The 26,474-nt window shown below is 36.1% G+C and carries 23 protein-coding genes; 20 read left to right on the forward strand and 3 right to left on the reverse strand.

The genetic code is table 11. The features are described 5' to 3' along the window. Positions 1–30 precede the first annotated feature (30 nt). Complete coding sequence (locus tag CRO45_RS11465) at positions 31–372, reverse strand: YgaP family membrane protein (RefSeq protein ID WP_097149787.1); 342 nt, start codon at positions 370–372, stop codon at positions 31–33. A 196-nt stretch (positions 373–568) separates the two neighbouring features. On the opposite strand from CRO45_RS11465, the gene CRO45_RS11470 reads away from it, so the two are divergent. From CRO45_RS11470 to CRO45_RS11540, 16 genes are all read left to right on the forward strand, one after another. After that, complete coding sequence (locus CRO45_RS11470; protein WP_097149788.1) at positions 569–2,299, forward strand: adenine deaminase C-terminal domain-containing protein; 1,731 nt, start codon at positions 569–571, stop codon at positions 2,297–2,299. 13 nt (positions 2,300–2,312) lie between these two features. Next, complete coding sequence (locus CRO45_RS11475; RefSeq protein ID WP_097149789.1) at positions 2,313–3,374, forward strand: DUF3048 domain-containing protein; 1,062 nt, start codon at positions 2,313–2,315, stop codon at positions 3,372–3,374. A gap of 21 nt (positions 3,375–3,395) precedes the next feature. Further along, complete coding sequence (locus CRO45_RS11480) at positions 3,396–3,713, forward strand: YerC/YecD family TrpR-related protein (RefSeq protein ID WP_097149790.1); 318 nt, start codon at positions 3,396–3,398, stop codon at positions 3,711–3,713. A gap of 163 nt (positions 3,714–3,876) precedes the next feature. Continuing rightward, on the forward strand, positions 3,877–4,569 hold the full coding sequence (pcrB, locus tag CRO45_RS11485; RefSeq protein WP_097149791.1) for a heptaprenylglyceryl phosphate synthase: 693 nt from the start codon (positions 3,877–3,879) through the stop codon (positions 4,567–4,569). Positions 4,570–4,756: 187 nt separating this feature from the next. Next, positions 4,757–7,012 carry a DNA helicase PcrA gene (gene pcrA, locus CRO45_RS11490; protein ID WP_097149792.1) on the forward strand — a complete coding sequence of 752 codons (2,256 nt, stop codon included), beginning with the start codon at positions 4,757–4,759 and terminating at the stop codon, positions 7,010–7,012. A 31-nt stretch (positions 7,013–7,043) separates the two neighbouring features. Further along, the gene (ligA, locus tag CRO45_RS11495) at positions 7,044–9,047 is read left to right on the forward strand and encodes an NAD-dependent DNA ligase LigA (protein ID WP_097149793.1); all 2,004 of its coding nucleotides are present in this window, start codon (positions 7,044–7,046) and stop codon (positions 9,045–9,047) included. Between the two features lie 14 nt (positions 9,048–9,061). Next, positions 9,062–10,225 (forward strand): CamS family sex pheromone protein, encoded by a 1,164-nt coding sequence (locus CRO45_RS11500; protein ID WP_097149794.1) that lies wholly within the window; start codon positions 9,062–9,064, stop codon positions 10,223–10,225. A gap of 272 nt (positions 10,226–10,497) precedes the next feature. Continuing rightward, positions 10,498–10,791, forward strand: a complete 294-nt coding sequence (gene gatC / locus CRO45_RS11505) for an Asp-tRNA(Asn)/Glu-tRNA(Gln) amidotransferase subunit GatC (protein WP_097149795.1) — start codon at positions 10,498–10,500, stop codon at positions 10,789–10,791. Between the two features lie 28 nt (positions 10,792–10,819). After that, positions 10,820–12,283 (forward strand): Asp-tRNA(Asn)/Glu-tRNA(Gln) amidotransferase subunit GatA, encoded by a 1,464-nt coding sequence (gatA, locus tag CRO45_RS11510; RefSeq protein ID WP_097149796.1) that lies wholly within the window; start codon positions 10,820–10,822, stop codon positions 12,281–12,283. Positions 12,284–12,285: 2 nt separating this feature from the next. After that, complete coding sequence (gatB, locus tag CRO45_RS11515; protein WP_097149797.1) at positions 12,286–13,731, forward strand: Asp-tRNA(Asn)/Glu-tRNA(Gln) amidotransferase subunit GatB; 1,446 nt, start codon at positions 12,286–12,288, stop codon at positions 13,729–13,731. A 238-nt stretch (positions 13,732–13,969) separates the two neighbouring features. Further along, a complete protein-coding gene (locus tag CRO45_RS11520) occupies positions 13,970–15,319 on the forward strand; it encodes a cytochrome ubiquinol oxidase subunit I (protein ID WP_097149798.1) in 1,350 nt (449 codons plus the stop codon). Beyond that, positions 15,316–16,341, forward strand: a complete 1,026-nt coding sequence (locus CRO45_RS11525) for a cytochrome d ubiquinol oxidase subunit II (RefSeq protein WP_097149799.1) — start codon at positions 15,316–15,318, stop codon at positions 16,339–16,341. The genes CRO45_RS11520 and CRO45_RS11525 overlap by 4 nt, the downstream gene beginning before the upstream one ends. Positions 16,342–16,352: 11 nt before the next feature. Beyond that, positions 16,353–16,463, forward strand: a complete 111-nt coding sequence (gene cydS, locus CRO45_RS20450; RefSeq protein ID WP_408057140.1) for a cytochrome bd oxidase small subunit CydS — start codon at positions 16,353–16,355, stop codon at positions 16,461–16,463. Between the two features lie 91 nt (positions 16,464–16,554). After that, complete coding sequence (locus tag CRO45_RS11530) at positions 16,555–17,118, forward strand: thioredoxin family protein (protein WP_097149800.1); 564 nt, start codon at positions 16,555–16,557, stop codon at positions 17,116–17,118. Between the two features lie 59 nt (positions 17,119–17,177). Continuing rightward, positions 17,178–18,092: a diacylglycerol kinase gene (locus tag CRO45_RS11535; RefSeq protein WP_097149801.1), complete on the forward strand. Its 915-nt coding sequence runs from the start codon at positions 17,178–17,180 to the stop codon at positions 18,090–18,092. 299 nt (positions 18,093–18,391) lie between these two features. Then, on the forward strand, positions 18,392–19,441 hold the full coding sequence (locus tag CRO45_RS11540; protein WP_097149802.1) for a beta-carotene 15,15'-monooxygenase: 1,050 nt from the start codon (positions 18,392–18,394) through the stop codon (positions 19,439–19,441). A 44-nt stretch (positions 19,442–19,485) separates the two neighbouring features. Here CRO45_RS11540 and CRO45_RS11545 read toward each other — a convergent pair whose 3' ends face one another. Further along, entirely contained in the window at positions 19,486–20,127 is a 642-nt protein-coding gene (locus tag CRO45_RS11545) for a hypothetical protein (protein WP_141400329.1), read from the reverse strand. Between the two features lie 290 nt (positions 20,128–20,417). On the opposite strand from CRO45_RS11545, the gene rlmD reads away from it, so the two are divergent. The 4 genes from rlmD to CRO45_RS11565 all read left to right on the forward strand — a co-directional run bounded on the left by rlmD (position 20,418) and on the right by CRO45_RS11565 (position 25,059). After that, positions 20,418–21,779 carry a 23S rRNA (uracil(1939)-C(5))-methyltransferase RlmD gene (rlmD, locus tag CRO45_RS11550; protein ID WP_097149804.1) on the forward strand — a complete coding sequence of 454 codons (1,362 nt, stop codon included), beginning with the start codon at positions 20,418–20,420 and terminating at the stop codon, positions 21,777–21,779. Positions 21,780–21,971: 192 nt separating this feature from the next. Beyond that, positions 21,972–22,415, forward strand: coding sequence for a MarR family winged helix-turn-helix transcriptional regulator (locus CRO45_RS11555; protein WP_097149805.1), 444 nt, complete (start codon positions 21,972–21,974; stop codon positions 22,413–22,415). A gap of 112 nt (positions 22,416–22,527) precedes the next feature. Next, positions 22,528–23,568: a zinc-dependent alcohol dehydrogenase gene (locus CRO45_RS11560; RefSeq protein ID WP_097149806.1), complete on the forward strand. Its 1,041-nt coding sequence runs from the start codon at positions 22,528–22,530 to the stop codon at positions 23,566–23,568. 384 nt (positions 23,569–23,952) lie between these two features. Continuing rightward, on the forward strand, positions 23,953–25,059 hold the full coding sequence (locus tag CRO45_RS11565) for a flavin monoamine oxidase family protein (RefSeq protein ID WP_097149807.1): 1,107 nt from the start codon (positions 23,953–23,955) through the stop codon (positions 25,057–25,059). Between the two features lie 348 nt (positions 25,060–25,407). Here CRO45_RS11565 and CRO45_RS11570 read toward each other — a convergent pair whose 3' ends face one another. Beyond that, positions 25,408–26,457 carry a 2,3-butanediol dehydrogenase gene (locus CRO45_RS11570; RefSeq protein ID WP_097149808.1) on the reverse strand — a complete coding sequence of 350 codons (1,050 nt, stop codon included), beginning with the start codon at positions 26,455–26,457 and terminating at the stop codon, positions 25,408–25,410. Between the last annotated feature and the right edge of the window lie 17 nt (positions 26,458–26,474).

The raw sequence follows: 26,474 nt of genomic DNA on the forward strand, positions 1-26,474 counted from the left end.
TTCGAGTACCAGGCACCATCTTTTTCTTGATTAACTTGGATTTGTTGCGGTTTGGCCACTATTTGAAGAACCTGATGTACTAGATTGACCACCTTGATTTTGGTAATTTTCATTAAAAGCTTTCATTATGCTTTCACCATCCATAAATTCGTCAAATGATGAAGTAACTGCATCTTTCACATTGGAATTAATCAGAGCCGTAAGAGGACAATATAGGAAGATACCCTCTGCGACTTTCATTGCTCCAGCAGCTACTAAAGCAAATCCTAACCCTTTACTATCACGAGATAAGTGTGCTGTTCCCATTGCTGTTAATGCAACTCCACACATTAAACGGGTAAACCCATTGCGTTCTGAAATATTTTCTTCCATTTGAAACATCTCCTTTCATGAAGTAACATAAATAAACCTATAGAAATACTTCAATTTTAAAATTTTGCTGTGATACGATAAAATCAACAACGTTTGCGTAAAATAATTTAACGCATTTTTTTGCAAAGTTAGTATGTGCGTATATAATGTTATTAATTAGTTTAAATTTTTGAAAAATTGGAAGGGAGTGTAATTAATGATGGAATCTACGTGGAAAATTGAAGAAATCCGTAAACAAATCGCGGTAATTGATGGCCAAGAAGCACCGACCATAGTTTTAAAGGATGCAAGATTTCTACATAGCATGTTTAAAAAATGGTTAGTAGGAAACATTTGGATAAAAAAAGACCGTATTGTTTATGTTGGAAATAAAATGCCTCAAAATTTAACAAATACTGAAATAATTGAATTAAACGGTAAAACGGTTGTTCCAGGATATATTGAACCACATGTTCACCCATTCCAACTTTATAATCCGCATTCATTTGCAGACTTTGCAGCACAAACTGGTACAACGACATTCATTGCAGACAATATGACTTTTATGTTATCACTGCCAAATAAGAAAGCGTTTTCAATTATTGAACAGTTAAAAAAATTACCGTTCTCGTTTTATTGGTGGGTTAGATTTGACTCGCAAACAGAATTGGAAAATGAAGATGATCTTTTTACAAATAAATCTATTTTTGAATGGTTAGACCGTAAAGATACGATTGTTGGTGGCGAATTAACAGGTTGGCCACGCTTATTGAATGGTGACGATCAAATGCTTTACTGGATCCAATCCGCAAAAAATAAAGGTAAAAAAATTGAAGGACATTTCCCTGGAGCATCCGAGCGAACGCTCACTAAGATGAGACTTTTTGGTGCGACAGGCGATCATGAGTCCATGACAGTTGAAGATGTAGAAAAAAGAATTTTACAAGGATATGCTGTTACGTTAAGATATTCTTCCATTAGACCGGATTTACCAGATATACTAAAAGGGATCATAGAAAAAGATTTACCTATTTTTGATCACTTAATGATGACGACTGACGGTTCAACCCCAAGTTTCCATAAAGACGGGGTAATGGATTTATGTATTAGAATTGCTATAGAATCTGGTGTTAATCCGGTAGATGCATATAATATGGCATCTTATAATGTGGCGCGTTATTACGATATGGAGCATTTACATGGAATAATTGCTACTGGTCGCTATGCAACACTTAATATATTAAAAGATGAATATAATCCAACGCCAGAATCAGTTTTATCAAAAGGAGTTTGGTTAAAACGTGATTGTGAAAAGGTAAATGCGCTAGCACCTATTGACTGGAGAAAGTTTGATAATCTAAATCTATCATTTGATTTAACAGATAGTGATTTTCAATTTTCAATGCCAATTGGTATTGAAATGGTGAATGATGTAATTACAAAACCTTATCGTATTACTGTAAAATTAAATCAAAAAGAGCTTTCAACAGAGCATGATGAATCTTTATTATTATTGATTGACCGTAATGGGAAATGGCGTGTAAATACAATGATAAAAGGATTTGCTACTCATGTGAAAGGGTTCGCAACTTCTTATTCTAATACTGGACATATCATTTTAATAGGCAAAAATATTGAAGATATGAAAAAAGCCTATAAAGAAATGAAAAAATTAAACGGTGGAATTGTTTTAGTAGAAGATAATGAAGTAATTGCATCAATCCCACTCACTATTGGTGGAACTTTATATGATGGACCAGTAGAAGAATTAATCGAAAAAGAATCTGCGCTAATATCAGCATTAAAAGATCGAGGCTATCATCATACAGACGCGATATATACGTTATTATTTTTACAATCAACTCATTTACCGTATATACGCATAACTCCTAGAGGCATATTCGATGTTATGAAAAAGAAAGTAATGTTACCAGCTGTTATGCGTTAAAGGGGAAAAAGAAATGAGAAAAAAATTACTAAGCTGTGTACTAGCATCATCAGTAATACTTGCTGCATGTGGAGATGAACAGGAACCTGTGGAAGAAAGTGAAATCTCCGAGCCAGAAACAGAAGAGCAAGAAGAAATAATTGAAGTAGTTGAAGAAGTACAATTACCTTATGTTACACCCTTTACTGGTGAACGTGTTGCAAATGAAATTACAACACGACCAATATTAGTAACGATTAATAATCATCCGCAAGCTAGGCCGCAATCAGGGTTAGCTTCAGCTGATGTTGTATATGAAATGCTAGCTGAAGGTGATGTTACGAGACTTCTAGCTCTTTATCAATCAGAAATTCCAGACAATATTGGGCCTGTTCGTAGTGCTCGCGACTACTTTATCGACGTTGCAACTGGACTAGATGCTTTTTATATTGCACATGGTTATAGCCCAGAAGCGCATACAATGTTATTTAGTGGTGTTGTTGATAATATTAACGGAATGCAATATGATGGAATTCTATTTAAACGTTCAAGTGAGCGTAAAGCACCACATAACTCCTATATTTCAGGTGAGAATGTAAAATTAGGGGCCGAAAAAGTAGGTGCTTCACTTCTCTATCAGAAAAAAGTATCGTATAATTATTATGATGACGAAGAAAATGTTACTATAGGGCTACAAGTTAACGACTTTTCAGTAAATTATAGTAAAAACAGTCAATTTAATAGTCTGTATTCTTATAACTCGGTAGATAAAACTTATTCACGCCAATCTGGAAATACCGTAACAATCGATTATTTAACCAACGAACCTATTAACGTATCCAATATTTTAGTTTTTGAAATGGACCATAAGATTATCGATAATGAAGGTCGAAGAGAGCTCAATTTAACTAATGGTGGACGTGCTTATGTATTCCAACAGGGTATGATGAGAGAGGTACAATGGGAAAATCGAGAAGGTGTGTTAAAAGCAATAGAAGAAAACGGTAGTGAAGTGAAATTGGTTCCTGGTCAAACGTGGGTTCATTTTGTTCCATCTTATCCTGGAATTGAGTCTTTTGTTACCTATATGGAATAGTAATGAAAGGATGGATATTTAATGCAAATTGAAAAGATTCGTGGACATCAAACAGACCAATTATTCAAAGCTGTTCTTGAATTAAAGAACCTTGAAGAATGTTATGAATTTTTTGATGATCTATGTACTATAAGTGAAATTCAATCACTAGCACAACGATTCGAAGTGGCACATCTTCTTCGTTTAAAAAAGACGTACGAAACTATTAAAAAAGAAACTGGTGCATCAACTGCTACCATTTCACGTGTAAGACGTTGTTTTGATTACGGGAATGACACATACGACAGAATGCTCGGTCGTTTGTACCCCGATGAAAAGCCTTTCCAAGCTTCAAAATAATTATTTGGCCATCTAACAAAGGTACAAACTTGTTAGATGGTCTTCTTTTTTTCTAAAGGTGATGTACATTTACATATTCGATTCTTTTCGCTTTTAGTTAGTTTAAGATATACTTGTAATCGAGAAAAAGATTGTTTGAACGAATGAGTTAGGTGGGAAAGAAATGGATTATAAAGCTTGGAGACATGTGTTCAAAATAGATCCAGCAAAAGAAATATCAGATGAAGATTTAGAGAAAATTTGTGAATCTGGAACAGATGTCATATTAGTTGGTGGAACAGATGGTGTAACGATTGATAATGTTATTGATAAGCTAGTTAGAATCAGACGTTTTACGGTTCCAGTTGCATTAGAAATCTCGAACATCGAATCGGTAACTCCTGGATTTGATTATTATTTAATCCCTTCTGTTTTAAACAGTACTGAAACAACATGGGTAAAAGATTTACACCATGAAGCAATTAAAGAATATGGTGATGTACTTGTTTGGGACGAACTGATTGCTGAAGGGTATTGCGTATTAAACCCAGATTGCAAAGTTGCAAACGAAACAAAAGCAAAAACTGATTTAACAGAAGATGATGTTATTGCTTATGCACGTTTAGCGGAGAGTTACTTTAAATTACCTATTTTTTACCTTGAATATAGTGGGACTTACGGAGACCCGACAATTGTAGCTGCAGTAAAAGATGTTCTAAATGAGGCGAAGTTATTTTATGGTGGTGGAATAACTTCGCCTGAACAAGCTACGGAAATGGCAAAAATCGCAGATACAATTATCGTAGGAAACATTATTTATGATAATTTAAATCAAGCATTAAAAACTGTAGAGGCAGTGAAAAGTATTTCAATTTAAATACTGATTATTACTATACTTTATAGTATAATTATAGAACAAATGTTTGTGTTTATTGATTCGTTATATTGAATCGAATAGATACTCCGGCAAATAATAAAGATTTCATACAGAGATGATTGTTTAAATCATCGTCTGAAATCAGTAATAAAATATGCCAAACCGTAATTTATAAAGGTGGTGCATCATGGAACAAATAACAAAAAACTTACTAAACGGTATGAATCCACAGCAAGCAGAAGCTGTAAAAACCACTGAAGGTCCGCTGTTAATAATGGCAGGAGCTGGTTCTGGGAAAACTAGAGTATTAACTCACCGGATTGCATATTTAGTCGTTGAAAAAGAAGTATACCCTTCAAAAATTTTAGCAATTACATTTACAAATAAGGCTGCCAGAGAAATGAGAGAACGTATAGATCGATTACTAGGTGCTGGGATTTCCGAAAGTATGTGGGTTTCGACATTCCACTCTATGTGCGTAAGGATATTACGTAGAAATATTGATCGTATTGGGATATCTAAAAACTTCTCTATTCTAGACTCTGCGGATCAACTATCGGTGGTAATGAATGTATCAAAGCAACTTAATATCGATTCAAAACGATTCGAGCCCCGTGCAATCTTAAATGCTATTAGCTCTGCGAAAAATGAATGTATTACGGCAGATCAATATAAAGCAAATAGCAATCCGAATAATCCATATGAAAAGGTAATTGCACAGGTGTATGAAGGTTATGAAAAACGACTTCTCAAAAACCAATCCCTCGACTTTGATGATTTAATCATGACTACGATTCGTTTATTTGAACGAGTGCCAGATGTATTAGAATTCTACCAAAATAAATTCCAGTACATCCACGTAGACGAGTATCAAGATACGAACCATTCACAATACAAACTAGTTCAAATGCTAGCAAAGAAGTTTAAAAATATTTGTGTTGTAGGTGACTCAGACCAATCTATCTATCGTTGGCGCGGAGCAGATATAGGAAATATTTTATCCTTTGAAAAAGACTATCCAAATGCAAAGGTCATTTTACTAGAACAAAACTATCGCTCAACAAAACGTATATTACAAGCTGCAAACGATGTAATCCAAAACAACGAGAGTAGGTACCCTAAAAAACTACGCACAGATAATGTTGATGGCGATAAAATAAAGCTTTTCAAAGCTTCAAATGAACAACAAGAAGCACAATTTGTTGTGAAAACTATTAAAGATTTAATGGAGAAGGAAAACCGTTCTTTAGATGATTTTGCAATCCTTTATCGTACGAATGCCCAGTCACGTGTGATGGAGGAAGTACTTGTGAAATCTAATATTACTTACCAAATCGTAGGCGGAACGAAATTCTACGATCGTAAGGAAATTAAAGATTTATTAGCTTATTTACGATTGATTGCTAATAATGATGACGACTTGTCCCTTGCGCGAATTATTAATGAACCAAAACGTAATATTGGCGCAACTTCTTTTGAAAAAATGGCTACTTATGCGATTGAACAAGATCGCTCTATTTTTGATGCCATGAATGAAGTAGTGTTTATGGGGCTCACTGCAAGAGCGATGAATTCTGTAGAGAAATTCCGTGATTTAATTGCAGGATTTACTCAAATGCAAGAATATCTTTCGGTTACAGAACTAGTAGAGCAAGTTATTGATAAGACAGGTTACCGCGAAATGCTTCAAAATGAAAAAACGATCGAAGCAGAAAGCCGATTAGAGAACATTGAAGAGTTTTTATCCGTAACAAAAGCCTTTGAAGAACGTAGTGATGACAAATCGTTAATTGCATTTTTAACGGATTTAGCATTGGTTGCTGATATCGATTCACTAGATAAGGAAGATACGTCAAAAGGTAGCATTATTCTAATGACGATGCACTCTGCTAAAGGTCTAGAGTTTCCAGTTGTATTTATTATCGGAATGGAAGAAAATATATTCCCTCATTCACGATCCCTTGATGATGCAGCTGAAATGGAAGAAGAAAGAAGATTAGCTTACGTTGGAATAACACGTGCGGAAGAGAGACTCTATCTAACGTGCGCTCAATCTCGAACTTTATATGGACGCTCAAGCTTTAACATGCCTTCTCGATTTTTACATGAAATCTCAGATGAAATAATTGAACAAATCTCTATAGCGAATGCTCGTCCTGAAACTGACAGACTTCCATTTGGAGCAGGTCGTTCAAATAAAGAGTATAGTCACCGAAGAACGATTGGAAATGTTCAGCCAAAATCACAAGTCTCTAGTCTCCAATCCACAGGTGGAGATCAAATGGAGTGGAAACTTGGTGACAAAGCGGTCCATAAAAAGTGGGGGACAGGAACTGTTGTAAGTGTTAGAGGGAACAATGATGATTTAGAATTAGATATTGCCTTTCCAGATTTAGGGGTAAAACGATTATTAGCTAAATTTGCTCCAATTACAAAAGGATAGTAGTAGCCAAGTAAATGGTGGAGGAAATACGATGAACGATAAAGAAAAACGAGTTGCAGAACTGAATAAGCTACTTCATGAGTATGGTCATGCTTACTATGTATTGGACAAGCCTATCGTTACGGATGCTGAGTACGATCGGCTTTTACAAGAACTCATTGCATTAGAAAAGGAAAACCCAGAATTCATTTATCCTGATTCTCCAACACAACGAGTGGGTGGTAAACCATTAGAAGGGTTCCAAAAAGTAACGCATACCTACTCGATGTTAAGTCTTTCAAATGCTTTTAACGAGGAGGAATTAAGGGATTTTGATCGCAAAATTCGTCAGGCAATTGGTTCTGATTATTCTTATGTTTGCGAATTGAAAATTGATGGGTTAGCAATTTCTTTAAAATATGAAAACGGTGTATTTGTTCAAGGAGCAACTCGTGGTGATGGAACTGTTGGAGAAGATATTACGATGAACTTGAAAACGATTCGTTCTATACCGCTCCGCTTAAAAGAACCCGTTACCATTGAAGTGCGCGGCGAAGCATATATGCCAAAAAAGTCCTTTGAAAATTTAAATATAGTACGTGAGGAAAATGGAGAAGAACCATTTGCAAACCCTCGTAATGCTGCAGCTGGCTCTTTAAGACAACTAGATCCTAAAGTAGCTGCAAGTCGAAACCTATCTACTTTTATTTATGCGATTGGTGGAGATGGAGAAAGTTACGGAATCGATTCACATGCAGAAATGCTAGATTATTTACAAACAATAGGGTTCCCATCTAACAAAGAAAGACAGCTATGCGCAACAATTGATGATGTATTAGCGTTTATAAATAAATGGACAGAGGAACGCCCAAATTTACCATATGAAATCGATGGTATTGTCGTAAAAGTTAACCGTTACGCCCATCAAGATGAACTTGGCTTTACTGCAAAAAGTCCACGTTGGGCCATTGCATACAAATTTCCAGCTGAAGAAGTGACAACGAAAGTATTAGACATAGAACTAACAGTAGGACGTACAGGAGTTATTACGCCAACTGCTATTCTTGAACCTGTATTAGTTGCTGGTTCAACTGTTGGACGAGCATCTCTTCATAATGAAGATTTAATTCGTGAAAAAGACATTCGCATCGGTGATACAGTCATCGTCCATAAAGCGGGAGATATCATTCCAGAAGTTGTAGGTGTTATTTATGATCAAAGGCCGGAAGAAGCAGTGCCGTTCGAAATGCCTAAGGAGTGTATCGCTTGTGGAAGTGAATTAGTCCGTTTTGAAGGAGAAGTTGCACTCCGTTGTGTAAATCCTACTTGCCCAGCGCAAATCGCAGAAGGCATTAAACATTTCGTATCTAGAAATGCTATGAACATCGATGGTTTGGGAGAAAAAGTGGTTGAACAACTTTTAAGGGAAAACTTTATTCGAGATGTTGCTGATTTATATCATCTAGAGGTACCACAATTAGTTACTTTGGAAAGAATGGGAGAAAAATCGGCAACTAACCTAGTAAACGCAATTGAACGTTCCAAAGAAAACTCTTTAGAAAGACTACTCTTTGGTTTAGGAATTCGTCATGTTGGTGAAAAAGCTGCAAAAATTCTTTCTGAACAATATGAGACGATAGATGCTTTAATGGAAGCAAGCGCAGATGACATCCAATCGATTCATGAAATTGGAGAAAAAATGGCTCTCTCTATTGTTGCTTACTTTGAAAAGAATGAAGTGAAAGAGTTAATCTCTCGCTTAAAAGAAGTTGGCGTCAACACGGCTTATAAAGGGAAAAAAATTCAGATTGAAGTTGGTTCGAATCCATTCGCTGGAAAAACGATCGTTTTAACGGGGAAATTAGAGCAATTGACACGAAATGAAGCAAAGGCGAAAATAGAAGAATTAGGTGGCACAGTATCAGGTAGTGTAAGTAAGAAAACCGATCTTGTGATTGCAGGTACTGATGCAGGCTCAAAGTTAACGAAAGCGACTGAGTTAGGTATTGAAATTTGGGACGAAAACCGCCTGATCGAGCATTTAGAAGATAAGTAAAGGAGTTTCACACTATGAACCGATTTCGCTGGCTTCCGTCATTAGTAGTATTAGCATTGTTAGCAGCCTGTGTACCCTCTCCTGAAGAAGACACAGAATTTCTAACAGATAAAACCGAAGAAGTTGAAACAACAATTATTCCAAGCATGCAGTTAGATGAAAATTATTATAAAACATTAATACCTTATAAAGAGAGTGCAAGCCGTGGATTAGTGGTCTCTAATTTATACACAAAATACGATATTAAAGAAGTTGAAGAGGGGTTAATGCGCCTTTCTCAAAATGTCTTTAGTACTGATGATTATTATTTCCAAGAAGGACAATATTTAGATTCATATACTGTAAGCAATTGGCTTTATCGTGAAAATCAAAATGAGAAATTGGATCCTTCGCTTCGGGGACTAAATCCTTCAAACGAAGATGCATCAGGTGTAGAAATGGATCCTGAAACACGTGCAAAAGAAGCGCCAATATACTTAGCACATATAGTGGAACAAAACTACTTAAAGAAAACGGATGATAATAAGGTTGGACTTGGTGGTGTCTCCATTGGTTTAGCTTTAAACTCAATTTACTATTACCAAAAAGAGCAATATGGTGAGTACTACCAAGAGACGATTCCTCAAGAAGTAATGGAACAAAAAGGGAAGGAAATTGCTGAAGAAGTAATTACAAGATTACGTGCTCGTCCAGAACTTAGTGAAGTTCCAATTGTAATCGGTCTTTTCAAACAAGAAAAGAGAAATTCAATTGTACCAGGTACCTATTTTGCATATAGTACGTCAGAAGCTGGTACAAATGGACTTGGCGAATGGAAACCAATCAACGAAGTTTATGTAACTTTTCCAACATCTTTGGAAGGTGACTATTACCGAGAGATGAATACTGCTTTCCAAAACTTTAAACAAGATATCGATAAATATTTTTCAAATTATACGAGCGTCATTGGCTCTGGTTATTACCGCAATAATGAGCTGCAAAAAATTGAAATTGAAATACCTATCCAATTTTATGGGAAAACGGAAATTATCGGATTTACCCAGTACTTATCTGGTGTTATTCTCAGTCAATTGCCAAATGATGTAAGTATTGAGGTAAATATTAATTCAATTAACGGGGCAGAAGCACTAATCTTAAAAGAACCTAATGATGATGAACCATTTGTTCATATTTATTAAGGATAAAATTCAATAATTGAAACAGTGTAGTCAGCTTCAAGGCTACACTGTTTTCCTTTGTCCATGAATAATTAGGCTAAAAGCGATTAGTTAGGTTTGAAAACCTACTATATATGGCGATAATTTAGAAGGTAAATCTTAATTGAAAATGTTAATAAAATATGAACCAAATAGTTGCGAACTTTCGTGTTTTTGTTCTAAATTGAGATTTTTCTAGGGAATAATGGTATTATTATTGATTATTGCCATGTATTAAATTCGGAGGTGTAGAAATGGCAAAACTGTCAAAAGAAGAAGTAAAGCACGTTGCTCACTTAGCAAGACTTGCAATCACAGATGAAGAAGCAGAAAAATTTGCTGATCAGCTTGGTAAGATTACAGTCTTTGCAGAACAACTAAACGAATTAGACACTACGAACGTTGAACCGACTTCACATGTGTTATCTATCGTGAATGTAATGCGCGAGGATGTTGCAGTTAAAGGTTTAGATCGTGATGTTATGATGTTAAATGTAAAAGAACAAGAAGATGGCCAAGTGAAAGTGCCGCCAATCTTAGAAGACTAATATAACCGTGAAGGAGGGACCCCCTACTATGACGTTATTTGAACGTTCAGCGAGAGAATTACAAGAAGGTTTACATAATGGCGAAATTACAATCGCTGACTTAACGAACGAGGCGTTTTCACGCATTGAAAAACTAGACGGGGACGTACAAGCGTTTTTAGCTTTAGACAAAGACAATGCTCTAAAACGTGCCGAAGAATTAGAAACTATTCCTGCAGAGGAACGTGGACCATTATTCGGTTTACCTATTGGGGTAAAAGATAATATTGTGACTGAGGGCATTGAAACAACTTGCGCTTCAAAAATTTTAAAAGGATTTATACCAATTTATGATGCAACTGTCGTAAAAAAATTACGCGATGCTGGTATGATTACTGTTGGGAAATTAAACATGGATGAATTTGCAATGGGTTCATCTAACGAAAACTCAGCATTTAAAACAACTAAAAACCCTTGGAATTTAAATCATGTACCTGGAGGTTCTTCAGGAGCTTCTGCGGCTTCTGTTGCTGCAGGTGAAGTTCCATTCTCACTAGGTTCTGATACTGGTGGTTCAATCCGTCAACCAGCAGCTTACTGTGGTGTTGTAGGAATGAAACCAACTTACGGACGCGTTTCTCGTTATGGTTTAGTTGCTTATGCATCATCATTAGACCAAATTGGACCAATTACTCGAAATGTGTATGATAACGCACTTCTTCTTGAGGCAATCGCAGGAGTTGACCCGAACGATTCAACTTCAGCAGACGTACCGGTTCCGAATTATGCATCTAGCTTAAACGGGGATATTAAAGGATTACGTGTTGCAGTACCGAAAGAGTTTTTAGGTGAAGGTGTTAGTGAAGAAGTACGCCAATCTATATATAGTGCTCTAGAAGTTTTAAAAGGTTTAGGAGCTACAGTAGAAGAGGTATCTCTACCACATTCAAAATATGCATTAGCAGCATATTATATCCTTGCATCTTCAGAGGCATCATCAAACCTTTCACGTTTTGACGGTATTCGTTATGGTTTCCGTGCAGAAGGCGTTAAAAACTTAATGGAACTTTATAAAGAAACACGTGCACAAGGTTTTGGCGAAGAAGTAAAACTTCGTATTATGCTTGGTACTTACTCATTATCTGCGGGTACTTACGATGCTTACTACAAAAAAGCACAACAAGTTCGTACGTTAATTAAAGAAGACTATGACAAAGTTTTTGAAAACTATGATGTGATTGTTGGACCTACTGCACCAACAGCAGCATTTAAAATTGGAGATAACATTGATGATCCAATGACAATGTATGCAAACGATATTTTAACGATTCCGATTAACTTAGCAGGCGTTCCAGCGATCTCAATTCCTTGTGGTTTCCACGAAGGTTTACCACTAGGTTTACAAATTATCGGAAAACACTTTGATGAGGAAACGATCTATCGCGCAGCTTATGCTTATGAGCAAGCGACTGACTTCCACAAGCAAACTCCGAGTACTTGGGAGGTTAAATAACTATGAATTTTGAAACAGTCATTGGTTTAGAAGTTCACGTTGAACTAAAAACTGAATCTAAAATTTTCTCTCCAGCACCAAACCACTTTGGAGCGGAACCAAATACAAATACAACGGTTATTGACTTAGGATATCCTGGGGTATTACCAGTATTAAATAAAAACGTTGTTGATTATGCAATTAGAGCTTCATTAGCGCTAAACATGAAAATTAATCAACATACTAAATTCGATCGTAAAAACTACTTCTATCCTGACAATCCAAAAGCGTATCAAATCTCTCAATTTGATAAACCGATTGGTTATGATGGTTGGATCGAAATCGAAGTACCTGGAACAGATGGACAACCAGGTTACACGAAGAAAATTGGAATTACTCGCCTTCATATGGAAGAGGATGCGGGTAAATTAACACACGGTGATGGTTATTCGTTAGTAGACTTTAACCGTCAAGGAACACCTTTAGTAGAAATCGTATCTGAACCAGATATTCGCACACCTGCTGAAGCGTATGCTTACCTTGAAAAGTTAAAATCAATTATTCAATATACAGGAGTTTCTGACGTAAAGATGGAAGAAGGTTCACTTCGTTGTGATGCGAACATTTCAATCCGTCCTTATGGTCAAGAAGAATTCGGTACAAAAACAGAGTTAAAGAACTTAAACTCATTTAACTTTGTTCGTAAAGGTCTTGAACACGAAGAAATACGCCAAGCAGAAGTGTTAATGTCAGGTGGCGTAATTGAGCAAGAAACTCGCCGCTTTGATGAGAAAACAGGAAAAACAATTCTAATGCGTGTGAAAGAGGGAACAGACGATTATCGTTACTTCCCAGAACCAGATTTAGTTGATCTTGTTATTGACGATGCATGGTTAGAACGCGTACGCCAATCAATTCCTGAACTGCCAGATGCTCGTAAAAAACGCTATGTTGATGAGCTTGGTTTAACAGAATACGATGCAAGCGTATTAGTAGTTAACAAACCTATTTCTGATTTCTTCGATGAAATGGTTGCAGCTGGTGCGGATTCAAAATTATCTGCGAACTGGTTAATGGGCGACGTTTCAGCTTACTTGAACGCTGAACAAATTGAAATTAGCCAAACAAAACTTACTCCAGAAAACCTTGCTGGAATGGTGAAACTAATTTCTGATGGAACTATCTCATCTAAGATTGCGAAGAAAGTATTTACAGAGCTTGTTAAAAACGGTGGAGACGCAAAAGAAATCGTGAAAGCAAAAGGATTAGTACAAATTTCTGATCCATCTGTATTAGTTCCAATTATTACGAAAATTTTAGATAATAACCCACAATCTATTGAAGACTTTAAAAACGGAAAAGACCGTGCAATTGGCTTCTTAGTCGGTCAAATTATGAAAGAAACAAAGGGACAAGCAAACCCACCAATGGTAAACAAAATCTTGCTTGAAGAGATTAATAAACGATAATATTTAATGCATGCTCATTTAACTGTTAGGGAAACCTACCAGTTAAATGAGTTTTTTTGTTTATTTGGAGCAATTGTTACAATCTTTCATTGAGAAGTTAAAGAGTTTTAGACCATAAAAGGAGCGGTTTCAAATTGTATAAGAAACATGAAAAATGGCTAATTTACTTAAGCTTTGTTGTTGCATTCATTATGCTTTTATCCATCATTGGTAGACTATTCAGCTAGGAGGATTTACTTTGATTAATGAATCAGCAGTATTTTGGAGTAGAGTTTTAACAGAACTTACACTATCTTTTCACATCATCTATGCAACAATAGGTGTCGGAATCCCTTTGATGATAATGATTGCTCAGTGGGTTGGATATAAGAACAAAGATGAACATTACATTTTACTTGCTAGACGTTGGGCAAGAGGATTTGTAATAACAGTTGCTGTAGGAGTAGTAACAGGAACGGCGATAGGGTTGCAGCTTTCATTACTATGGCCGAATTTTATGCAACTTGCAGGTCAAGTGATTGCATTACCGTTATTCATGGAAACTTTTGCGTTCTTTTTTGAAGCCATCTTTTTAGGGATCTATTTATATACTTGGGATCGCTTTGATAGCCAGAGGAAACATATGTTACTACTCATACCAGTTGCAATCGGTGCATCCATGTCTGCAGTATTCATTACAATTGTTAATGCATTTATGAATGCCCCACAAGGTTTTGAAATGTTAAATGGAGAGCTAGTTAACATACAACCTTTAGTTGCAATGTTTAATCCGGCCATGCCAACAAAGGTTGCCCATGTACTTGTATCAGCTTATATGACGTCAGCGTTTGTACTTGCCTCTATTGCGGCTTTCCGATTATTAAAAGGGTCTAATCATATTTATCATAAAAAGGCGCTTTTCCTGTTAATGAAACTGGGGCTTATTTTCTCAATTGCAACAGCAATAATCGGAGATTTCTCAGGAAAATATTTAGCTGAATATCAACCTGAGAAGTTAGCAGCTGCTGAATGGCATTTTGAAACAGAAGAGGGTGCACCACTTGTCCTCTTAGGGTTTTTAAATGATGAAGAAGAAATCACATACTCCATTCGTATTCCTTATGCATTAAGTATTTTGGCACACGGCAACCCGATGGCGGAAGTAGTTGGATTAGAAGAATTTCCAGAGGATGAAATTCCCCCACTCTATATTCACTATTTGTTTAACATAATGGTGTTTATAGGAATGTTTATGATACTTGTGTCGATTATTTACTTGGCAGGAATATGGCGAGGATGGTCTTTTATAAAAGCAAAATGGTTTAGATGGGGCATTGTTACTGGAGGACCGCTATCTATCATTGCCATTGAAGCTGGTTGGTGGCTAGCTGAAGTCGGAAGGCAACCATGGATTCTCCGAGGAATTATGCGAACGGAGGAAGGGGCAACAACGAGTGGTCAAGTAGATTTAATGTTTATGTTGTTCTGTTTATTATATTTAGTGCTAGGAATCGGCAGTGTTGTTGTATTACGAAGAATGTTCCGTTCAAATTCAATTGAACAAGAAATAGCTGACCGAAAATCTCTAAAGGCTGGTGAAGGACAATGAGTTTAGAAATATTAGGAATTACGGTGTTGTGGACATTTCTATTCGGCTATATCATTGTCGCTTCCATTGATTTTGGGGCAGGTTTTTTTAATGCGTACAGCTTGTTGACGAATCGATCACACATTTTAACAAATATTATTCAACGCTATTTATCACCAGTTTGGGAAGTGACGAATGTTTTTCTTGTATTTTTCTTTGTTGGAATCGTTGGTTTTTTCCCACAAACTGCTTATTATTATGGAACCCTTTTACTCGTTCCAGTAAGTATTTCAATTATCTTACTTGCAGTACGTGGATCTTATTATGCTTTTGAATCTTATGGTTCAAGCGGTCATAAAGGATACGCTTTTGCATATGGACTATCCGGATTATTGATTCCGGCATCCCTATCAGTAGTTCTTACAATATCTGAAGGTGGTTTTGTCGATGTAGTTAACGGACATCCGGAATTAGATTATTGGAAGTTGTACACGAGCCCCTTATCCTGGAGTATTGTACTGTTAAGTGTAGCAGCTGTACTTTATATTTCGGCTGTATTTTTAACTTGGTATGCATGGAAGGCAAAGGATCTGGAAGCAACTAATTTAATGCGAAAATACGCACTAATATGGTCCATACCCTTAATCATTACAGCTGCTGGTATTATTGTAGAGTTACGAGCTCATAACAAAATTCACTATGAAAATATAGTGAAATTATGGCCAGTTTTTACCTTATCAGCGATATTATTTTTAATCACCCTATATTTCATTTGGAAAAAACAAAGTTATGGAATGTCGGTTGTTCTACTAATTTTACAATTTGCTTTTGCCTTTTTTGCGTATGGTTTTTCACACTACCCATACTTGTTATATCCACACTTAACCATTCATGAAGGTTTTACAAATCAAGAAATGGCGATTGCTTTAGTCATTGTTTTTATACTAGGTCTGTGTTTATTAATTCCATCATTATATCTACTGTTCCGTCTGTTTTTATTCAACAAAGAATATGTCACAGGAGAACGAAAAGATCATGCATAGGAGAGATATGTTTGAACGATTTTATGATTTTTGTAGCACCGTTTTTAACGGTTATTATGTCTATTATCATTGCATTTATATTGGCACCGATGGATAAGGCAATAAGAGAGGATAAACATTAAATATTCTGAAATCATTGATAGCTGAATCATATAAATTGTTTTTCTTAAAAAGGCAATGCAAAATAGAATTATAGGAAAGGGAGGAATTAATATGAAAACAGAACAACAATATTTTGAAGAGTCAATTTCAATGCAAGAGTATATGGAAAAAATGACGACGAATTTAAAAGAGCCAGGTTTTGAAGTATACAAAAACTTTAACGTAAATCCTGAGGATGAAGTATTTCAACTATTAAAAGAGAAAAAGCCACATATCTTAGCGATTACAGAAGATTGGTGTGGGGATGCTATGTTAAATAACGCGGTTATTCGTAAAATTGCGGAAGAAGCAAACTTAGACATTCGTTGTGCACTTCGCGATGCGGATACGGATTTAATTGACCGTTATTTAACAAATGGAGGTCGTGCAATTCCTATTTACCTATTCTTAAGCCAGGAAGGTGAAGTCATTGGTAAATGGGGTCCTCGTGCTCCAGAATTGCAGCAAATGGTTACAGATATGAGAGCGCAATTGCCAGACAAAGAGGACCCGCAATTTGATGAAAAACAAAAAGAAATGTATACTTTTATCCAGAAGAGATTTGTGGATGATCCGCAATGTGCAAAATGGGTATATGAAGACATGAAATCTGTTATAACGAAAGTATTATCATAATCATATTATAAAGAAATGGGCTTGGTAATACTTTGACTATGTTAAAGGATGAAAACAAAATGAAAAGAGCAAGAATCATTTATAATCCAACTTCAGGTAGAGAATCGTTTAAAAAACATTTACCTGATGTATTAGAGAAGCTGGAAATTGCAGGGTATGAAACTTCTTGTCATGCAACAACAGGGGAGGATGATGCAAGGCTTGCTGCTGCGAATGCTGTAGAAAGAGGCTTTGATATTATTGTCGCAGTTGGAGGCGATGGTACGTTAAATGAAGTAGTTGCTGGGATTAGCCCTTACGAAAAGCGACCGAAGCTTGGGGTTATACCAATGGGTACTACAAATGACTTTGCTCGTGCAGTACACATCCCTAGAAAAATAGAAGAAGCCGTTGATATTATTGTCAAAGGAGATACTATTCCAGTAGACGTAGGATTATTAAATGATGATCGCTATTTTATCAACATTGCGGCTGGTGGGCGCATTACAGAGTTAACATATGAAGTACCAAGTAAGATGAAAACAATGTTAGGTCAGTTGGCTTATTACATTAAGGGAATTGAAATGCTACCTTCGATTAAAGCGACACACATGCGTATTGAGTATGATGACGAAGTTTTCGAAGGAGATGCTATGTTATTCTTCTGTGCCTTAACAAATTCTGTAGGTGGTTTTGAAAAAATTGCACCTGATGCAAGTATCAATGATGGATACTTTACGATGATGATCTTGAAAAAGTGCAATATAGGTGATTTTATCCGTTTAGCTTCTTTAGCACTTCGCGGGGAGCATTTAAATGATCCGAATGTAATCTATAAAAAAGCGAATAAAGTAAATGTAACATCTGAAGAAACAGTTCATCTAAACTTAGATGGTGAATTCGGTGGAGATGTACCTGCTTCATTAGTGAATTTAAAACAACATATTGAAGTATTCGTTCCAGTTGAGGATATAAGAGAATTGGACCGAATATAGAACATATAAACCTGTATGACATGCTTTTTGCATTAAGTCATATAGGTTTTTTTATTTTCAATTTTTAACGATGAAAAGGGAAAATGGGCAAAAAAAACAGATAGTCACAAAAAATTCAGGAATGGAATAAAATTCCTTAAATGTCGTAAGAAGTTATAGAGAAATTGAATGATTTTTGCCATAATGAGGGTAAGAATTATGTGTAAAAGAGTAAAATTCTAGCGTTAGTCAGATAAAGGTGTTAACCAAATATTTTATAGATGGAAGGTTTTATTTTTAACTAGGAAGGGTTGGTACACATGACGTTAGGTAAGACGAGGATAAATCTCTGGCTAGTTTTACTGCTTTTAGTATTGGTGAGTAATTGGACACTGTACAAAACTGAATTTGGTGCAATGATTCTGACAGAAGAAACAAATCCAGTTGTGATCGGTTCATTACTGGACTTCATCGTAATTGCTCCAATTTTGTTTATGTTGTACAAAAAGAAATTTTCATGGAAAATGGCAGTTGGTCTAATCGCTATAGGTTGTATAGCTGCGAAAATAATTATTCCAGCAAGTTATCTTCAACCATATGATGCAATTACTTGGACTGGAATCGCTTTAGAAGCTGCTATAGTACTATTTGAACTTTCATTAATTATTACATTTGTACGCTATATACCAAAAATTAAAGCTGCAGTACGAAATAGTGACTTACCTAGAGTTTTTTCATTCCCACAAGCTGTAGATCAATATGTAACGAAAAATCCTATTGTTTATGTGCTTTGTTCTGAAGTATTAGTATTCTATTATTCATTATTAAGTTGGAAAAAGAAACCACGAGAAGGTATAACAGTTTATAAAAATTCCAGTTTAATTGCTTTTCAGATTATGTTAATTCATGCGGTCATACTTGAAACTATTGGTGTTCACTGGATGTTGCATTATATAGGGATTAACCCAGTTGTTTCTATAATTATGTTAGTACTAAATGTTTATACGGTGTTCTTCATACTAGCAGATATTCAGGCATTGCGTTTCAACCCGATCTATTTCAACCGGGAATCAGTGTTCCTTTCCCAAGGGCTAATGCAACGAGTAGAAATTCAGTTCGATAATATTGATGAATTAATTACCGATAAAGAAGTTTTACAAAGGAAATTGCCAAAAGGTACTTTATCTTTTATAGCTAGAGACTTTGAAACAGTATACCCTGATGTCATTATTAAACTTAAAAATCCTGTAAAAGGAACATTCATTATGGGATTACAAAAAGAATGTACACAAGTTGCAGTACGTACTGATTCCCCAAATGAGTTTTTAGAAAAACTTCAAAGTGGCATAGAAATTAATCAATATAATTAAATTATGAAACCTTCCTATTTAAATGTGATAGGAAGGTTTTTTCATTATCTATATAACTCCGAATCAAATAACCACAAAGAAGACCCATCATTCCAAACTGTCCCTGAATCCTGGAGCAAGCGAAGTGAGTTGCCATCTTGTGAGGGGGCAATCGCCCAATCTGTGCCCCCAGAGCCATTTGATAATATGATAGCTTCACCTTGTTCGCCATTAATTTCTCCCGAATTTGAAAGATACCATTTTCCACGAACAGTTCGATCTTCCCAAAGACGATATGACATTTGATAAGTTCCGTTTTCGTTGAGAATGATTTGTCCTGCATCTGCACCTGGGGTAAATTCATGTGTTGCATATTCGTTCGTATCTTTATCATAATAATTTGTTGCAGATCCAGGAATCCAAATATACCATGTTCCAAAGATTCCGTTGTTTTCGGATTTCTCTTCTACTTTCTTATTATCAAGTTGCTGAGTTTCTTGCTTCCTGTTTGATGACTGTTTCACATCATTCACTGGAGACTGCTCACTAGGTTTTTCCATAGATTCATCTGAAGATTCCTCATTTAAGTTTGTAATTTTAGAAGGATTAAGGGGAAGCGATTGATCACCACAACCTACGATTAAAACGATGGAGAAAATCAAAAATATGAAAGAAAAGGAGTAAAACGATGGGCTTTTTCTCAACACATATACACTCCAATTTAGTATTTTTATAATTATCTCAAGGTTTTAGCATTGTTATATTATAGATAATATGCTAAAAGTCACACTTTAGATACGAACTTTTACCTAGTAATGTAATGTTTTTATTCCAAAACACTTGTGAAATAGTATTTTATTTAAGTACTTTAAATGAGAGATGATTCTCTTTAGGTCTTAAGAAAGTTCCATCACTAATTAAATGGATTCACCATCGCTATGCTACCCTCAATGATGTAATTTTGCTACAATAGAAACACTGAAATGGAGGACGGAACATGGCATTACCAGTAAAGAAAAATGACCGAAGAACAGTTTATATAGAAGACTTAACTCATGATGGAAATGGCGTTGCAAAGATTGATGGGTATCCATTATTCATACAAGGAGCGCTTCCTCAAGAAACAGCTGAAATTCATGTGTTAAAGACCCTTAAAAATTATGGGTTTGCAAAAATTGTAGAAATTAAAGAACCATCACCTGATCGAGTGAAAGCACCTTGTATTTATTTTGGAAAGTGCGGAGGATGTCAGCTCCAACACCTTTCTTATGAAGGCCAGTTAAAGTGGAAAGAAAACATGGTGAAGAACGTCATGAAACGTATTGGGAAGATTGACGCACCTGTACTTCCAGTTAAGGGAATGCAAGATCCTTGGAACTACCGGAATAAATCACAAATTCCTTTCAGTACGACTGAAACAGGACCGATTGCAGGATTTTATAAATCGAAATCCCATGAAATTGTTGATATGGAGCGCTGCTTAATCCAAGTAGGTGAGGCGGATGCCATCATGGCAAACCTCAAAAAAGAACTAGAAGAAATAGGCTTACAACCATACAATGAAGCCTCACATACAGGTATGCTACGTCATGTGGTTGTACGTAAAGGGCGCGCAACTGGTGAGGTAATGGTTGTTTTAGTAACGAATAAACATAAATTCCCTCAAAAAGATGCAGCTATTGAAGTGGTACGTAAGCTTGTACCAAATGTGACATCGATTGTTCAAAATATTAACATTGAAAAAACGAACGTTATTTTGGGCAATGAAACTTATACACTCTGGGGAAAAGATACGATTGAAGATACAATTGGTGGAGTACGTTTTGAAATCTCTGCGCGGTCATTCTATCAAGTAAACCCAGTTCAAACAGAAGTGTTGTACAAGCAAGCATTAGATTATGCTCAGTTAAAAGGCGATGAGACAGTCATTGATGCATATTGTGGTATTGGGACAATTTCGTTGTTTTTAGCGGAGAAAGCAAAGCAAGTAATGGGTGTTGAGATTGTAGAGCAAGCAATTGAAGATGCAAAACGCAATGCTGAACTGAATGGTTTTACGAATACGTATTTCGAAGCGGGCCCAGCAGAAGAAGTAATCCCACGCTGGTATGCTGATGGTAAAGAAGCAGATGTCTTAGTGGTGGACCCACCTCGTAAAGGCTGTGACGAGGCATTGTTGAAAACGATTATTGAGCACAAGCCGAAAAGAGTGGTATATGTATCATGTAACCCTGCAACGTTAGCGAGGGATTTAAGAATTCTTGAAGACGGTGGATACAAAACGGTAGAAATCCAGCCAGTGGATATGTTCCCTCAGACGACGCATTGTGAAGCGGTAGCGTGGTTGGAACAAAAATAGAAAATACTTTAATGTAAATTAAATTACCCCCATAAATGTTTATTTTATATCGAACATTTATGGGGATAACATGGCTATATGCTATAACTGAAATAGTAGCTAGTAGACTATGTAAGCAATCTAAAATGTTGAAAATATATATAGTTAACTATATAATTAAGTTAACTTCATTAATGAAGGAGACAAAATAACTTGCTAGAACATTATAAAAAACCGTACATTGTTCCATCGATCAAAACGATTGATAACTTGGTGAAAAAATATGGTGATAGTCATTTAAAGGAAATTGATTTGACTCATAGTCAAACGAATATCATCATTTTTTTGCATCAGGAAAACCATCGTAAAATCCAACAAAGAGATATTGAAAAAGCATTAAATTTAACTAATCCGACTGTAAGTGTATTATTATCGCGATTAGAAGAAAAGAATTTTATTAAACGTGTAACAGACCCGGTAGATAATCGTTCACGTATTATTGAACTGACAGATAAAGTGGATCCAATATTAGAAGGGATTTATGAACATCTTAGTCATACAGAACAATTACTTTTTAGCGGGCTTTCAAAGCAAGAAATTAAAGCGCTTTCAGACTCTTTAAAAAAGATCGCTATAAATGCTGCGAAGCTTTTATAGGCGCTTCTTTTTTGGATAATATATAGTTAACTATATAAATTGGTGTGCTGGTTGAGGAAAAGTTCTTTCTAAGTTCACTTTGAAATTCTTAAAACTATTGGGGGAGACCAAAATGAAAGCATTAGTATTAAATGAAATAAACAAAATTTCATTACAAGAAGTGGAAAAACCACAAATCATCAACCCAGGTGATGCAATCATTCGTGTCACATTAACAACAATTTGTGGTAGTGATATACACTTAATCCATGGGCATATGCATTCTACACCTGGCTATGTAGTAGGTCATGAATTTGTAGGTGTTGTTGAAGAAGTTGGTAGTGATGTAGTAGACTTTAAGCCAGGTGATCGCGTAACTGGTCCACCAGCACTACATTGTGGGCAATGTGATAATTGCCAAGCAGGTTATACATCACATTGTACACGTGGAGGAATTCTTGGAAGTGGACCAGAAATGGGTGATTTGTCGGGAACGCAAAGTGAGTATGTTCGTATTCCATTCGCAGATCTCAATTTAGTTCATATTCCTGAGAATTTAACAGATGAGCAAGTCTTATTTGTCGGAGATATTTTATCAACTGGTTATTCGGCTGCAGTGGATGCAGAGATTAAAACTGGAGATTCAGTTGTTGTATTTGGTGCTGGACCAGTAGGATTATGTGCTGTAGCTTCAGCAAAATTATTTAGTCCTGGACAAATTATCTTAGTTGATATGGATAAGTCTCGTTTAGAAATGGGCCGTAAAATTGGCGCAACTCATGTTATAACTGCAGGCGAAGAGAATGTTTTAGAAGTAATCCAACAATTAACAAATGGCAAAGGTGCGGATGCAGCACTTGAAGCTGCAGGCGTTGAACCGACATTCCTGCAAGCAGTTCGATGCTTAGGTGTAGGTGGAAGAGTATCACTCGTTGGAATACCTAGTAAGGACATAGCAGTACCATTCCCAGAAATATTCTTTAAAAACTTAACAATTCGTTTCGGATTAGGTGATCTTAAAAATATGAAACGCCTTATCCGTATGGTTGAAACGGGTCAATTAGACTTAACACCACTAATAACACATCGTATGAGCCTAAACGATATTGAAAAAGGTTACGAAATCTTCGAAAACCGAAAAGAACCAGTTATTAAAATTGCAGTAACTCCTTAAGAAATAATATTGAATAACATCCTATATAGATGAAATAATCCCAACTCCTCTATAAGTTTAATTGAAGTTGGGGTTTATAATGATCGATTTTAAATAGCTAGGCCTTAGTTAAAAAGTTAAATAGGCTAGATTGCTCTGACATAGGTACCAAGCCTTTTTAATATACCCACCAACATCTTTTGTTGTCACATACAATCTGCAAATTGTGGTGCGGTCTGTAGCAACCCATCCGGCCATTTAGTGGATCATTCATCTCTACAAAGTTAGATAATTATGTTAAAAAGTAAATATAAGAGTTCCTACTGATGATACAATTGAATAATGAAGAATTCTGTGTTTTATATATTTTCATACTAGTAGACGCAGTTATTAGGAGGAAAAAATATGAACAATCCTGTAATTATTGTTGGTGCAGGTTTAAGTGGCCTACGTGCTGCATCACTACTTACTGAACAAGGCATTAAATGTAAGGTCCTTGAGGCTAGAGATAGAATTGGTGGTAGGGCTTTGAGTACCTCTGTTCCCAATAGACCTGATCTAGGTAAATTTGACCTTGGCCCGACGTGGTTTTGGCCACAGGATGAAAGCTATATTGCTAATCTTGTTAAAGAACTAGATTTAGAAACTTTTGAACAATATAACGCAGGTGAAATATTGATAGAACGATTCCAAATCAAGCCACCAGAACGTTGTGAATTGAAAGATAATTCTTCTGAAAAGTGGGTTCGCTTGACTGGTGGTGTGGAGTCACTAATTGATGCTATAGCAAAGACTATTCCATTAGAAATCGTCCAGCTAGAAACGCGTGTTAAGAAAATTCGGCAAAACGAGGCTGGGGAAATCACGGTAGAAGCAGAACTTGCTGATGGAAATACAAAAGAATTTCCTGCAAGTGCTGTTATATCAGCATTGCCTCCTCGACTTGTAGCGCGTCACATTGAATTTTCACCTGCCCTTCCTCCAAATCTGATAACTGACATTGAAAATAAACCAACTTGGATGGCGGATCAAGCCAAGGCAGTTGCCGTTTATAATCGTCCCTTCTGGAGGGAAATGGGCCTTTCTGGATTTGTGTTGAGTTCTGTTGGTCCTTTACAAGAAATATATGATGCTTCTCCAGATAATGGCTCTGGTGCATTATTTGGGTTCTTCGGAATGCCGGCAGAAGTACGTAAAGAAATGGGCGAAGAGAAAATTATTAAAATGGTTAATGACCAGCTAGTTAAGCTCTTTGGGAGTGAAGCTAAAAATCCAAAGGCTATTTTTTATAAAGATTGGTCCAGTGATTCAAAAACGGCTGTTGAAAAAGATTATAGTCCAATTAGAAATTACCAGAGTTATGGTCAGCCACAGGTAGAAGGTAAATGGAAAAACAAAGTTATTTTTGCTGGGACAGAGACTAATTCACAATATAGTGGTCATCTTGAAGGAGCGCTTCGATCAGCCGAACAAGCAGTTTCTAAAATCATTAATTTAAAGTCAAGCACTTAGATGAATGAGGATTTACTACTTTTGTAGCAATTAATTTTCTCTCATTTGGTTTTATTAAGGTCTGTTTGAATTCCCTTTTATTCTAAGTTCCATTTTATCAGCTTTTGTAGTTTAATAAGCAATTGTTGAAGAATAGTAAGAAAAAGGCTCGTTTCCACTTCAATAGGAACCGAGCCAAATAATTAAACCCACCAGCACCCATGTGTTGCCACATACACTCTGCACATTGTGAAGCGGTCGTGTTGCTGGAGTTAATATAATCAATAATTAAAAACGAAAAGGAGCGTGGCTACAATTAGCCATGCTCCTTTATATAAAGAATAGATCTATATTAATCTATCAATTGTATTATTTTTCTCCACTCATCGCGACTAAAATCTTAGATTGAGTTTTGTCGTTTGTTAACGTTTCGAATCCTTTATCAACGATTTCATCAAGTTCAATTTGACTTGTGATGATCCCTTGTGGATTTAGTTGACCAGAGCTCATTGCATCAATTGTTCTTTGGAAAATTGTTGGTGTATAAACAATGGAAGACATAATATTAACTCCAGTGTTTGTAAGCTGAATTGGATTCCATTCAATTGGTCTTGCGAAGATTGACACAATCATCATGTTACCACGTGGTTTTGTTACATCAATTGCTTGTTTGTATGTAGGAGCAACTCCCGCAACTTCAAAGGATACATCAACGCCATCCGCTACAATCGCTCGAACAGCTTGTACAGGATCTTCTTTACCAGAGTTAATTACATGTGTTGCACCTAATTCTTTTGCTTTTTCTAATCGATTGTCAGATAAATCTAATACGATAACTTTGCTTGCACCAGATGCTTTTGCAGCGATCACTGTTAATAATCCAATTGGTCCAGCACCAAATACTGCAACAGAATCTCCTAGTGTAACTCCGGCATCTTTAACAGCTTGTACAGCAACAGCCATTGGTTCTACTAATGCACCGTCTTGTAATGTTAAGTTATCTGCTAAACGATGAACATTTGTTACAGGGACGTTTGCATATTCTGCAAATCCACCGTTTCCATGTAATCCGATGAAGTTGAATCCATCATAACGATCGACATCTTCATGTTTGTTTCTATATGTTAATGTAGGATTAATTACAACACGGTCTCCTGCTTTAAAGTCAGTAACCTTAGAGCCAACTTCTTCGATGACACCAGCAAATTCATGACCCATTGTAAGTGGGGCAACTTCACCTGTTAATTCAGCTTTAGCATCAACTGGTACGAATACTGGCCCTTCTTGATACTCATGTAAATCACTTCCACAAATACCGGCCCATGCTACTTTTACTTTCACTTCATCTTCTCTTAAAGCTCGTAATTCAACCTCTTCGACTCTAATATCTTTTACACCGTGCCAAACTGCTGCTTTCATGTATTTTACCCCCATAA

The sequence above is a fragment of the Ureibacillus acetophenoni genome, from assembly GCF_900220965.1.
GTDB lineage: Bacteria > Bacillota > Bacilli > Bacillales_A > Planococcaceae > Ureibacillus > Ureibacillus acetophenoni.